Source organism: Arthrobacter sp. P1_H7 (genome assembly GCF_056405215.1).
The window spans coordinates 16,545-29,693 of the sequence record NZ_JBFUCO010000027.1 but is presented as its reverse complement, the minus strand read 5'-3'; the positions used below and the strand labels follow the sequence as shown (position 1 = coordinate 29,693).

10 protein-coding genes and 2 pseudogenes are annotated in these 13,149 nt (G+C 60.2%); 8 read left to right on the top strand and 4 right to left on the bottom strand.

The genetic code is table 11. From position 1 onward, the window contains the following. The 3 genes and pseudogenes from AC1DXI_RS19880 to AC1DXI_RS19870 form a co-directional block, all read left to right on the top strand. Positions 1–156: pseudogene (locus AC1DXI_RS19880) on the top strand (4-hydroxybenzoate 3-monooxygenase); the annotation flags it as partial. 225 nt (positions 157–381) lie between these two features. Further along, positions 382–1,707, top strand: a complete 1,326-nt coding sequence (gene tyrS / locus AC1DXI_RS19875; protein ID WP_230121420.1) for a tyrosine--tRNA ligase — start codon at positions 382–384, stop codon at positions 1,705–1,707. Positions 1,708–1,941: 234 nt separating this feature from the next. Next, positions 1,942–2,899 (top strand): annotated as a pseudogene (locus AC1DXI_RS19870) (transposase); the annotation flags it as partial. Between the two features lie 228 nt (positions 2,900–3,127). On the opposite strand, the gene AC1DXI_RS19865 reads toward AC1DXI_RS19870, so the two are convergent. The 4 genes from AC1DXI_RS19865 to AC1DXI_RS19850 form a co-directional block, all read right to left on the bottom strand. Next, the gene (locus AC1DXI_RS19865) at positions 3,128–4,585 is read right to left on the bottom strand and encodes an aldehyde dehydrogenase family protein (protein WP_230121417.1); all 1,458 of its coding nucleotides are present in this window, start codon (positions 4,583–4,585) and stop codon (positions 3,128–3,130) included. A 165-nt stretch (positions 4,586–4,750) separates the two neighbouring features. Further along, entirely contained in the window at positions 4,751–5,158 is a 408-nt protein-coding gene (locus tag AC1DXI_RS19860; RefSeq protein WP_230121416.1) for an ester cyclase, read from the bottom strand. A gap of 84 nt (positions 5,159–5,242) precedes the next feature. After that, a complete protein-coding gene (locus AC1DXI_RS19855; RefSeq protein WP_290369803.1) occupies positions 5,243–6,016 on the bottom strand; it encodes an MBL fold metallo-hydrolase in 774 nt (257 codons plus the stop codon). A gap of 109 nt (positions 6,017–6,125) precedes the next feature. Next, positions 6,126–7,604 (bottom strand): APC family permease, encoded by a 1,479-nt coding sequence (locus tag AC1DXI_RS19850; protein WP_230121414.1) that lies wholly within the window; start codon positions 7,602–7,604, stop codon positions 6,126–6,128. A gap of 583 nt (positions 7,605–8,187) precedes the next feature. Between AC1DXI_RS19850 and AC1DXI_RS19845 the strand changes: the two genes are divergently transcribed. The 5 genes from AC1DXI_RS19845 (at position 8,188) to AC1DXI_RS19825 (ending at position 13,082) form a co-directional block, all read left to right on the top strand. Next, positions 8,188–9,135 carry a LysR family transcriptional regulator gene (locus AC1DXI_RS19845; protein ID WP_230121413.1) on the top strand — a complete coding sequence of 316 codons (948 nt, stop codon included), beginning with the start codon at positions 8,188–8,190 and terminating at the stop codon, positions 9,133–9,135. A 1,121-nt stretch (positions 9,136–10,256) separates the two neighbouring features. Further along, on the top strand, positions 10,257–11,600 hold the full coding sequence (locus tag AC1DXI_RS19840) for an aspartate aminotransferase family protein (RefSeq protein ID WP_230118828.1): 1,344 nt from the start codon (positions 10,257–10,259) through the stop codon (positions 11,598–11,600). Positions 11,601–12,131: 531 nt separating this feature from the next. Next, positions 12,132–12,368: a hypothetical protein gene (locus AC1DXI_RS19835; protein WP_230118827.1), complete on the top strand. Its 237-nt coding sequence runs from the start codon at positions 12,132–12,134 to the stop codon at positions 12,366–12,368. Between the two features lie 226 nt (positions 12,369–12,594). Next, positions 12,595–12,762, top strand: coding sequence for a hypothetical protein (locus AC1DXI_RS19830; RefSeq protein ID WP_476940012.1), 168 nt, complete (start codon positions 12,595–12,597; stop codon positions 12,760–12,762). A 119-nt stretch (positions 12,763–12,881) separates the two neighbouring features. Beyond that, on the top strand, positions 12,882–13,082 hold the full coding sequence (locus AC1DXI_RS19825; RefSeq protein ID WP_230118825.1) for a hypothetical protein: 201 nt from the start codon (positions 12,882–12,884) through the stop codon (positions 13,080–13,082). Positions 13,083–13,149 lie beyond the last annotated feature (67 nt).

The window sequence follows — 13,149 nt, the reverse complement described above, 5'->3', positions numbered from 1 at the left end:
CAGCAGTTCTCCTACTGGATGACCACCATGCTCCACACCCCCGCCGGCGCGGACGACTTCTCCCGCGCCCGCCAGCTCGGCGAGCTCAACTCTGTGGTCTCCTCCACCCACGGCATGGCCTACCTCGCCGAGGCCTACACCGGCTGGCCAGCATAGTGAATGTTCGCTGTCCTGCCCACGGAACCCCAGGGCAAGTCCGTCGTGGTTGGTCTAGTCCCGCAGCAGATAGCTGCCGCAATCTGGCCTAAATGCGCCTTCGCGAAACTGAGCTGCATGTCCTACGCATAGCGACTCTAAGTGCAGGTGCCCCTGCTTTGCTGGCAGCCCTGGGCTCGCTTGTCCCTAACCCCGAAACTCGCCTTGACCTTAGGAAGTGACTTCGTGCCGGCTATCATCAGCCTCGAGTCTCAGAACAACGACTCGACTTTTGCCAATATCTGGCAGGAGTTGAAGTGGCGTGGCCTGGTCCACGTCTCCACTGACGAAGCGGAGCTGGAAAAGCTCCTCGCCGGTGCACCAGTGACGTACTATTGCGGCTTCGATCCCACCGCGCCGAGCCTCCACCTGGGTAACCTGGTCCAGATGCTCGTGATGCGACGGCTGCAGCTGGCCGGACATAAGCCCCTCGGGCTTGTGGGCGGTTCCACCGGCCTCATCGGCGACCCCCGCCCCACAGCCGAGCGCACGCTGAACACCAAGGACACCGTGGCCGAATGGGTGGGCTACCTTCAGGCGCAGGTGAGCCGGTTCCTCAGCTTTGAGGGCGCCAACGCAGCCCGCATGGTCAATAACCTGGACTGGACCGCGCCGCTGAGCGCCATCGACTTCCTGCGTGAGGCGGGCAAGCACTTCCGGGTGGGCACCATGCTGCGCAAGGACGCCGTGGCCTCGCGGCTGAACTCTGATGAAGGCATCAGCTACACGGAGTTCAGCTACCAGATCCTGCAGGGCATGGACTACCTGCAGTTGTTCCGCGACCACGGCTGCATGCTGCAGACCGGCGGTTCGGATCAGTGGGGCAACCTCACCAGCGGCACCGAGCTGATCCGCAAGGTGGAGGGCAAGAGCGTCCACGCCCTGGGGACACCTTTAATCACCAACTCGGACGGCACAAAGTTCGGCAAGAGTGAGGGTAACGCCATCTGGCTCGACGCCGGCATGTGCAGTCCGTACGCCTTCTGCCAGTTCTGGCTCAACACCGCAGATGCTGACGTTGTGGACCGGCTCAAGGTGTTCACCTTCCTGACCCGCGCCGAGATCGAAGACATTGCAGCCGCTGTGGCCGAACGGCCCTTCGCCCGTGAAGGCCAGCGGAAACTCGCCTTCGAAGTCACTGCCCTGGTCCATGGCGTCGAGGCCACCGAAAAGGTCATCGCCGCCTCGGCTGCACTGTTTGGCAACGGTGACCTGTCCGCACTGGACAAACAGACGCTCCGGGCGGCCACGTCCGAACTCCCTTCCACCACTGTCCAGGTGGACGCAATGGGAATCATCGACCTGCTGGTTGCCTCCGGGCTCTCCGACAGCAAATCTGCTGCCCGCCGCATCGTCGGCGAGGGCGGGGCCTACGTGAACAACGAAAAGGTGCTGGACCCTGAAGCCGTGATCTCCGAGTCCGAACTCCTGCATGGGCAATACCTGCTCCTCCGCAGGGGCAAGAAAAACCTAGCCACCATCCACGTGCGTTCGTCGGGCCGAAAGGACTGATTCGCCAGGAAACCCACTACCTTTTCCGGCGTGGACTTGGGGCTGCAATCCACACGGGACTTGCAGCACCTCGGACGAAGCTTTATCGGACGATACAGCCGAAACAGATGCTTTATAGGTGACATCACTTGACTTGGCTCACGTCTCCTGACCTCCTTATGCGTCGCGGCGACCCGCGGTGTGGTGCTCTGAATGGATGCTTTTACCAGAAGGGTTTGGCCTAAGGTCGCCGATGTGGTGTTTATCAGGCGGGTGCGGACGGCTTCTGGGGCGACGGCAGTGCAGCTCGCAGAGTATGTGCACGGCCGTCAGCGGATCATGGCGCACGTTGGTTAAGCGGCACCGAGGCTGAACTCGGTGTGCAGTGGGCACGGACTCACGGATCCGGTTCCGGACCTGGTGGTCGCCCGGGTGGTAGAACCCACCTCGCTGCTCGATGCCGGCAGGGTTCTGCGGGACCTCGGCCAGGCTCCTGCCAGCTGTGCAACGATGAAGCGGACGCTCGGCCGGGCTGCCGCGTACAAGCACCGCGGCCAGGTCGCGACCTGGTGTTTCCAGCACCGACGGGGACGTTTCCTTGGGCTCTACAACGTCACCACGCTGTATTTCGAGGCGGAGAACGAAGACGAGCCGCCCAAGGTCAGGTACTCCAAGGAACGCCGCGTCGACCCGCGGATCGTTGTCGGGCTGCTGGTGGACCGGGGCGGGCTCCCGGGCTGACTGATATGGTCGTGGTCTCCGACGCGGGGATGCTCCCGGCGGGCAATCTGCGCGAGCTGGACGAGGCGAACCTGCGGTTCATGGTCGGTTCCCGGATGACGAAGGTTCCAAACGATCTGGCCTCGCGCTTCCGCTGCCGCGGCGACGCATTCACCATGGGCAGCTGATCGATCCCATTACACCGAGAACTGAACACAAGCCGGAGAACGACCCCGACCTGCGCGCCGAGTCTGTCTGGGACCCCGCCGCGCACCCGGGATCCTGCCGGGCGGTATGGGCCCACTCCCGCAAGCGAGCCGTGCATGACAACACCATGCTCACGGCGCAATAGAACCGAATCCGGGAGGTCATCGAGGGCCAGAAATCAGCCCGAACTCCACGCTTCATCAAGACCACGGGCGGCAAACGAAGCCTGGACGAACCCTCCCTGACACGGGCACGGCAACTGGCGGGGCTGAAAGGCTACGTCACGACCGAGCAGCAGGCCATTCTCCGACGCACTTCAAGCCCAAGAGTCACGCACTATGCAAATAGGCCAAGTCAGGTCGGACGATATAGCCGGAACCAGGTGCTTTACGGGCGACATCACACTGCCACCGCATGACCTCAACTCTAGGATCGTGCGGCGGCAGCGCGTACCTGACGATGAGGTGTGCCTGGCAGTGCATCACTGCCAGGCACTTCAATCCCGCGGCGGCTATTAGAACGGGTAGGGCGCGATTTCCGGACGCAGGGTTAGCCACTGGACTTCGGTGAATGCTTCGATGTTTGCCGCAGCCCCGCCGAAGCGCGACCCTGTTCCGGACGAGCCGACGCCCCCGAAAGGCGCGTTTGCCTCGTCGGATACGGTTTGTTCGTTGATGTGAATTTTGCCGGAATTGATGCGATCGGCGATCTTCATTGCCTGGCCGACTTCGCCGAGAATGCCTACAGAAAGCCCGTAGTCGTTCGCGTTTACCAGTTCCACCACCTCGTCTTCGGTCGAGTAGGACATGACCGGGGCTACTGGCCCGAAGATTTCTTTTGCGAAGGCAGGATTCGTCAGTTCCAGGTCGACCAGAACGGTGGGGCGGTAGAAGAGGCCGTCATAAGTGCCGCCAGCTGCGACCCTCGCACCTTCTGTAACCGACTCTTCAACGATGCTATGAATGCTGGCAAGCTGGCGTTCGTCGATAATCGGTCCAAGGGCGACGGTGCCGGATGTCGGGTCGCCTACGGGAATGCCCTGCGCTTTGGCAGCGAGCCGTTCTACATACGCCTCGTACAGTGATTCATGGACAAAGTGGCGTCCCGTTGCCATGCAGATCTGACCTTGATGCATGAAGGAGCCAAAGGCTCCGGCCGAGGCTGCCTGGTCGAGGTCTGCTCCGGGGAGCACGACGAGTGCGTTGTTTCCGCCGAGTTCCAGATGCGCCCGCTTCAGGTGCCTGGCTGCGGCTTCGCCCACCTTGCGTCCCGCGGCGGTTGACCCGGTGAACGATACGATCCGTACTTCAGGTGCTTCTACAACCGCCGCGCCGATGTCTCCACCGCCTGGCAGCAGCTGTAGCAGGCCGGCCGGAAGTCCCGCTTCTTCGAAGATGCGCATCAGGGCAACACCGCCGCTGACGGCGGTGCGCGGATCCGGCTTGAGCAGTACGGCGTTACCCAGTGCCAAGGCCGGCGCTACGGATCGGATCGACAGAATCAAGGGAAAGTTATAGGGCGCAATCACGCTAACGACGCCCGCAGGCCTGCGCCGCGCAAAAGACCAACGGTCCTCGTTAGAGGTCAATACCTCACCATGAGGATGGGACGGCAGCGCGGCTGCTTCCCAGCATTCGTTAGCGGCGATGTGGGTTTCCAGGGCGGCCTTGGCTGGAATCCCGCCTCCTTCCCGCACAATCCACTCATGAACCTCGGCTGCATGTAGCTCCCAGAGATCTCCTGCCCGGCGCAAAACAGCAGCCCGTTTTTCCGGTTTGGTATTCGCCCAATCAGCCTGGGCTGCCGCTGCAGCCTTGGATGCCTCCGCGACATCCTCAACCGAAGCAACACCGACCCGTCCAAGAACCTTGCCTGTCGCGGGCTCCACTACGTCCTGAACTCCGCCACCGCCGGTAATCCACCGGTTAACGAAGATCTTTCCATCCCACAGGGATGTTTCCAGCAGGCTCACAATACTCTCCTAATTGATGTAAATTCTAAAAAGTCTCTTGGTAACGCACGTGCCGCCCCAGTTACATTGCCTGGCCTAGAGATGTGGCCGGACCCGGCAAAATGGGTGGCGGTGGCTGTAGGACATGCTGTCAATGCCGTGTAGGGGCCGAGCAGACTTCACACCCTAATTGCCCCTATTGAGTTGTTCGATGTGGTCCAAACGATCAAAATGTGCCCGCTTTTCAACGAACTTGCCGTCTTTTATCCTGAAGAGGTTGCACATGGACATACGCAGGTGTGCCCCCTTGGGCGGAATACCAAAGATTTCCCCGCTCTGATCTCCCTCAAAAAGGATGTATGCAACGACGTTGTTGCCTTCAGCGATGGTTTCAATGTCCATGCTGTAGCCATCAAAAGCATCCAGATTCTTCTTTTCGGAAGCCAGAAACCCTGAAATTCCGCGGCGCGGCGTGTCGACCTGGTTGTAGAACACAAAGTCTTCATGACACATCGCTGCCGCAGCATCTAAGTCCTGGCGTCTGAGTGCATCATAGAAATCTAGGACGAGGTTCTTGTTCTCTTTCAAGCTCATGAGATTTCCTATTCGCGCATATGCTTGCTGCTGATTATTTCGACGAGGGGCCTGGTAGGGCTCGTAAGCCCGAAAACGTCACTTCTAACCCAGGACGGTCGACTGCCCGGGCTCCAGAGCCCTGATCCTGTCGCCGAGGCCCTCTCGCTCAAAGAGATCCGCCAGTTGAGATGAGGTTTGCGAGAAATGATCCCACGAGTCCGCATGCACGGGGACGATGGTCGCCCCTTCAAGAACAGCGGCGGCTTTGACGGCATCTTCATTGCTGAGCGTCAAGTAGTCCCCGCCCAATGCCTCGAAGCGGGCGCCGCCAACAAAGAGAACCGCAACCTGAATCGGGCCGCACTTTTGTTGAACTTCTTCGACGACATCAAGCCAGGAGTTATCACCGCTTATGTAAGTGGTCGGAATGCCGTTGCCTGTCAAAACGAATCCAATAACTGGCCCCGAAACCTGCCAGACCCCGTCCGGGCCGTGAAGCGCGGGAACGGCGGTGACCGTCAGTTCCCGGCCGTCGGGCATCTGTACGACAACCGATGCGTAAGGGTCCAAGCCGGACACGTTTTCACCAAACTTTGCGGCGGCTTCCACCGTCGTCAAACCCTGGCTCGAGTTCGCGAGGAACCTCCGTCCCGAATGGTCGAGGTTGTCTTCATGCTCATGCGACGCGAGCACAAGATGAACCGGTTGCAGCTCTTCCGGAGTGAAGGCCGGACCCGCCGTCTTGACCAGAGTGATGGGGACATCCTCGCGGGAATACGACTGCGGGGGATCAAACGTGGGGTCAATGACGATACGAAACCCGTCGATGTCCAAGACGGCGGTTGGACCGCCAACGAGAGTTATCTTAAGAGACATAATTGCGCTTTCAGTTCGGCAAATTGATGAGTTGCAGGTCAGGGTAGTGCGTCCGCCAGGTCCGTCCCTGTCGCTAGCGGACGTCTTCGCGCCCCAGGAGAGTGGCGTCCTAGCTTCTGACCTCGGGGATGTCTGATGCATCCTGTTCGGCAACCGGAGAGGCGGGACGGGCATTTGCCACCGATCCAACCTTGGAGAAGGTGGCCCAGACCACGCCTGCCAGGCCGGCAAGGACCACCAGCCACGGAAGGAGCGTGGGCACCCCTTCCTTTGCTCCGGTCAGGAGGTCCCAATTCGTGACGGCAAGAAATGCAGCGCCCGCAAGTCCAATGCCGCCCAGCACAGGAGCGATAACTCCACTCCAGAGCCGGAGCTCGGTCCGGTTCCTGCGCAGGAAGAAGACGAGCACTGCGAACGAGGTTGCTGCCTGCATGACGAGTACGCCAAGCGTGCCGACCCCAATAAGCCAGGCATACAGCTCAGCGAATGGATCCGCGCCGGCGAGCATGAACAAGCCAAGAATGACGATTGATACGGCCGTGACCGCAAGGCTCGCCCGGTGAGGCGACTGCCAACGGGGGTGGGACCTGCCCAGGGACCGGGGCAGGGCACCGGCCCGGCCCAAGGCAAAGTTATACCGCGAGAGGGTGTTGTGGAATGCAACCAGCACGGCGAAAGAGCTGGTGACCAGGAGTACGTTCATCAATACAGTGGCCCAATGACCCACGTATTGCGTGTTTACTGCGAAGACAAAGTTGGCCGGATCTTCAGCGGCTGCCGTCTGTACTGCCTCGGTGCCGTGTGCGAGACCGATGGCCCATGTTGAGATCGCGTAGAAGACGGCGATCAGGGTTACGGCTGCATAGGTGGCGCGGGGAACGGTTCGCTGGGGGTCCTTCGCTTCCTCGCCATAGATGGCAGTTGCCTCGAATCCAACGAAACAGCTCGCCGCAAAGAGCAAGGCAACGCCGAGACCGTCAGAGAAGACATTGCTGGGCTGGAAGGCGTCAAAGTTGATACCGGAGGCTCCTCCTTGGGCGAGAACTCCGACGTCGAAAACTCCGAGGATGAGGACCTCGCCGATCATGAGGACTCCGAGAACTCTTGCGCTGAGGTTGATTTCCATGTAGCCCAGGATGGCCACCCCCGCCCAGGCGATCAGCGACCAGACTTTCCAATCCAGCTGTAGTCCCGTCAAATCAGCAACAATGGCGCTAGTAAAGAAACCAAGGATTCCGTAAAGGGCAATAAGCATACAGGTATAGGACAAAAGGGCGAGTGCAGCACCAACAAACCCCGCGGTGCGGCCGAAGCCCGACTCAAGGTAGGCGGCAAATCCCGCAGTGCTCGTGACAAATCGGCTCATGGCCGCGTAACCGACGGCGAAGAGGATCAGCACCAAGCCCGCGATGAGGTAGGCACCAGGCGCGCCGACTCCTAGAGACGCAAACGCAACAGGAGAGGCGCCAAGGGTCGCGGCCAGCGGAGCTGCGGCTGAAACAACGAAGAAAACGATACCGGGCACTCCAACAGCGTTGCGCTTCAGCGCACCCACTGTCTCGACCGTTGCCGGGGAGGAGTTGGACATGAAGTTGACCTTTCAAAGCAAGGATAAGGCGACGGTCCTGTCAGGGCGGACGCTGCGAAAGCTACTGGTGACAACTGGAACGATGGGTGACTGCTTTGTCCTCAGTCCTGACGCGCTGGGACAAAAGCACCTGGTTGATTGGGCTGGACCATCAGGCCGCTTCAGTCAAGATGGATGTCAGTGACGGAGCGGTGTGACTGCGGCGTTGGGCTCGCGCGATTCCTATTCTGCAGCCTGCCCAGCGCCAGCCCCGTGCCAGCATGACCTGCCTGGCCTACAACGCCCAGCGACAAAATGGGGGAATCAAGTTGTAGGGGCACTCTCCTGTCCGGGCTGCCTGCAGGAGATCTTCAGCCGCGGTGAAGTCCTGTCTCTTCAGCCCGACATCGCATGCAGCAGGAAGACCTGAATACGTGGCCTTGTGGGACTGGATAGTCATCATCGTATGTACGCGCCTTTCCGCTAGCGCTTATCCTTAGGAGTGGGATAAAACAAGCATGATTGCCGTCACAACAGTGAACAATGGACAAACTGCGATCGCCCGATCTTCACTGCAGATCAGGAGGTTCACAAGGAGGAAGACGTGGACATTCGCCAGCTGCAGTACGTGGTCAGGCTAGCTGAGACACTTCATTTTGGCCGGGCTGCCGAATCGCTGCACATAGCCCAGTCAGCGTTCAGCACGCAGATCGCCCGTCTTGAGCGGCAGATCGGCGCCCAGTTGTTCGATCGGTCGGCGAATCGGGTCACCATTACGGTCGCCGGCGAAGCTTTTGTCCGCCGCGCACAGGAGATTCTCGCCCAGATGGCTGATGCAAGCCAGGAAGCCAAAATTCTCCACAGCATAGGGCAGAATCAGCTCAAGATAGGGCTCTTCTACGAATCCGCGGGCGAACTAACACCCCTCATCATCAACGCCTTCCGGCAGGCCATGCCCCATGTCGATCTCTCATTCCGTGAACTCACGATGAGCGATCAGGTAGAGGCCCTCGCCAGTGGTGATGTGGACGTGGCCTTCGTTCGCTCCCCAATAGCGGACTCGCGTGTGCAGCTCCTCGAGCTCTTTGCAGAACCCCGCTACGTCGGGCTCGCGAAGGATCATGAATTGGCTGACCGTACGGAGGTGTACACCGAAGACTTGGTGGACCAGGCCTTTGTGGTCGCTTCGCCAATGGCTCCACCCCTGTGGCGCGGATACTGGTCCTTTGACGACCTGCGTGGCGGACCTGGCCGGGTCGCTGCCGAAGTTGACAGCGTCCCTCAAAGCCTGAACGCAATCGCATTCCAAGGAGCGGTGGACACCTTCCCCGGATCTGCAGCCCGCCTACAGCGGCCGCCTGGAGTGGTGTACAGGAGGATTGCTGATGGAACCTACTCACCCAGTGCTTTAGCCACTCGAGCTGGTGAGCGGCGCCTTCACGTGGAGGCCTTTCGTCAGGTGGGAAAGCAACTGGCGATCACTTCACTGAAGGTTGTACCCGAGGCCGTCCGCGTGGTGGAGGCGCCGTCGGGGACGCCCCGTACTGCTTGAGGCAGCCCGGACGATCCAATCTAACGTGCTGCCAGCAGCCGCGAGAGATGATCAGTCTCGCGGCTGCGCTAGAAAACACTTGTGGCTGCTCTTCCTGCCCGGCAACCCGGCGACGCGGCAGTGACAGCGAAAAATCTCTACGGTGAACAGGCAAGAAGCCGCGATTGGCCAGCTCAAGAGAGCATATCTGCGTTTTCTCTCCGTTCACTTGCGCCAATAGTCCCGGTGGTCGTGGACCTTGAGACGGGTGCATTCATGTAGGCGTAAGCCCTGGGTGAGAAGCCCATGCCGTACACCCGGAAGCGGCTGTTTAGGTGAAGCAACGAGACGGAAGCCCCGTTCGGAATCGCGGGAGAGAAGTAAACCGGATGACCGACGGCGCCCACCATCAATGGTCCCTGCACCGATCAATACCTCGAGGCACACGACTATGACGGAACCATAGGCAGAGTCGGCATGGAGGCAGCGCCTGATCACGGAAGCGTCATTTTGCTCAGGCAGGAGGGCCGAAGCCGCGACGTCCGATGGAGTCCTGCCTCACATCCGGCTGACCGTTGCCGTTTCCAAGGGTAAGCAAGAGTGCTCCCTTGCCCAGTGCAGTTGCACAGGCAGCATGGCGAAGGCACTACATATAACAACCGCCGGGTGCGGCCGGACAGTTATGTTAGTGCCGCACGCGGCGATTCTTGGGCTTTGCCGCTCAAATCCGATAGTTAAGTCGCAACTCACCACACACCTCTGAGTGGATGCGAACCCAGGCGGCAGCTTTAGGCGAGGGAGAGGAGAAACTTCTCCAGACTCTCCCCGTCACGGTTTTCCGGCCCATCACGGACCTGAGAAGGTTCATCAGAGCGCCGGACCTACAGGAGTGAAATTTTTCTGTTGCCATGGAATACGCCCAAACATCCGGCGTGCTTGCCGCCACCATCAGGCCCTATTCGAAGTGCGGAGCTCGCCATCGCATTCGGCGATTGGGTAATCGCAGATCGGCCATTGCCGCCGGCACGCGGGAGATTCACGATGAAAGTACCGGCAAATTACCCAACGACAAGATAGCCGGATATCCAGCGCCAAGTGCTCCCGGAGCACAACATAGGCAGTAACGAGATGGAGTAGTACGAATGGGCACGTTGAGTATCGAAACGAGCGTTAAGGCGTTCAGCAGTAAGTTTGCAGAGTCTGCCGAACTGACGCGGAAGGGACGGGAGCTCATTCCCGGGGGATACAGCAGGAACTCTTTCAACTTCGGGCCCCATGCCGTCTTCGTAGACAAAGGAAACGGCGCCTACCTCGAGACCGTCGATGGCCAGCGAATGCTTGACCTCAACAACAACTTCACGGTCAACGTTCTGGGACACAATCATCCAGCAATCACTTCTGCACTGCTGGAAGCCATCCCTCAGGGCATTTCATTCGGTAATCCCAGCACCGCCGAAGCCGAGCTGGCCCAGATCCTCATCGAACGCATCCCCTCAGTCGAGAAGATCCAGTTCTCATGCTCAGCCACCGAATCGTGTATGAGCGCCATCCGTGTAGCACGGGCATACACGGGCAAAACCAAGATCGCCAAGTTTGAAGGCGGCTACCACGGGTTCAGCGACATCCTCCAAATCTCAGCCCATCCCCACCCCGAAGACAGCGGCACGGAAGCTGACCCGAAACCTGTACCGGATAGCGGCGGCATCCCCTCGGACGAGGTGGAGAACATCATCGTGCTTTCCCAGAACGACAGGCAGGGCTGCGAACGAATTCTGCGAGCGAACGCCGACTCACTCTCATGCCTCATCCTCGAACTTCAGAGCGGAGCCGGAGGCCTGGTTACACTCGATCAGGATTTCGTCGAAGAGCTGCGTGCCCTGACGAAAGAACTCGGCATCGTCCTGATTTTCGATGAAACGATCAGCCTTCGCGCAAGTTACCACGGTCTCCAGGGGGTGTACGGGGTCACCCCCGACCTGACCGTGATGGGCAAGATCATCGGTGGCGGTCTGCCATTAGGGGCTCTGGGTGGATCGTCCGAGGTCATGAGCGTCCTGGAGAACGGAAAAGTGACAATCTCGGGAACGCACCACGGCCACAAGCTTTCCCTAATTGCGGGTGCTGCTTGTATGCGCACGATGGACCGGTCGGCTTTCGAGAAGCTGAACACCCACGCGAAGCGCATCATGTCCGAGATGAACGAGTGGAGTGCTGCAAGGAACAGCCCGCTCAAGGTCTATGGCAAGGGCTTTTCCCACATGGCTTACGCGTACATGAACTCCCCCGAACTGTCGGTTCGGACTCATCGCGACTACTGGCGCAACGTAGACGGTGAGAAGACACAAATTTGTTCCCTCGAGCTCGCTAACCGCGGCTTCTTCCCAGTCCACCGCGGTGAATTCTCCTTGTCTCTGCCGATGACTGACGACGATATCTCGTCCTTCATCCGGGCTCTCCAAGAGATAGTCAAAGACCTCGAGGCTTAGTCCCGACTTCCTCGGCAATCACGCAGTCCTATCAAAGGCGTCGCACAAATGCAAAGTCCTAGCAATCATGCGATCTCCAAGGACCTGCCCCTGACGATCCATGAGAAATGATCATGAAAAGAATTAGCGCAGGCGGCACAAGACGCCGCAACTCCCCTTCCGGCGCACGGGAGCACTCCCAAAGACCAAGACTTTGAACAACCTCAAGGACAGACCGGTGACCACCAACACCTCCCGTCTGGGGCCCCCCGCCACCCGCCGTGGCGCTGGAAATGAAGCGTCCGCGCACCTGTCGCGGGGCGAATCCCAGGCCGTGATTCCGCCGTTGATCCTCCAACTTTCCGGCAGGATCAGCCGCCGGGCTGGGCTCCTGGAGGCGTCATCGATGGGGCCCAAAGCCCCGAGGACCTGGTGGCCCTCGCCTGGATCCAGGCTCCTGTTGACCAGGCCGCCAGCTGCCGCTCCTCCCTTCCACACCACGGGCCTCTGGCCTGTCCACAGTACTGATCACCGCCCTGAGAGTAAGGATTCATGACCATGCACGCAGGACCCGAATGTCTCGGCGTAGCCGTAAAAACCCGAATCGAATTGGACGCCTCCCTGGATGAAGCGGTGGATCTCCTGAAGCCGGCGGCGATGACTGAACAGGTCGGCATCTCGGTGACACGGCTCGCCCCGGGCCGCTATGAAGCCCGCCTGGACAGCGACGTTCCACACGGCGTGACACTCGAAAGGTGGGGAGCGGGCTGCGATGAACGGACGGCATAGCCATCTCTCCGATGCGCCCGCCAGCGTGTTTAATCTGCTCTGCCCCGCTGCCCGCCGGGCCGGCTGCTCGCTGCGCACGGCCGCTCTCAACGCAGCACCGGGGAGAAACGGGTTGAAAGAGTCGCTGACAGAATGCGAAACCGACATCTTCCTCTCCCTGGCACCCGGGCACCTCATCGCTGTGAGGGATCACGAAACCGGGGCAGTGTGGGGCGGGTGGGTTGACATGACGTTCCCCGAACACGGATTCGTCTGGGTCATCACGGACGTCGGTGAGCGGAAGTTGCTCGATATTGGCGTGCACACCATCTGGCGGCCGGAGGAGTCCGGTGCCTGCGGCAGCGTCCGCCGGGAAGCCGGTCACCTTGGGCCGTTCGCAGAGGATCCGGGTTAGGGCCGTCTGACGCCGCTGCAGGGGCGTGGCCTCATGCAGCTGCGTGGTGCGGGAAGAGAGAGGTCAGGGCTTCTTTGAATTGGGAGCGACCAAGCAACCAAAGCAAAAGAGACCCGGACATGAATAGCTCTCTGTCGTGTTCCGGGGGCCGCTGGTGCGAGCGGGCCGATGCGCTGCTCGGTATCGAAGGCATCCACGTCAGCTCCGTCACCCCGCCCGGGGCCGGCCTGATTCTGTGCGTCGAAACCGGCGAATCCGTTACTGCTGTGTCTGGACCGCCGAACGTCGCATCGGAGGTCCAGCGCACCCCCATCAAATAGGCGTTCTACTCTCGTGCCTCTCGCTCAGCGGGGGAAGTGGAGTTGAGACCCTAGACTGGGGAGGTGC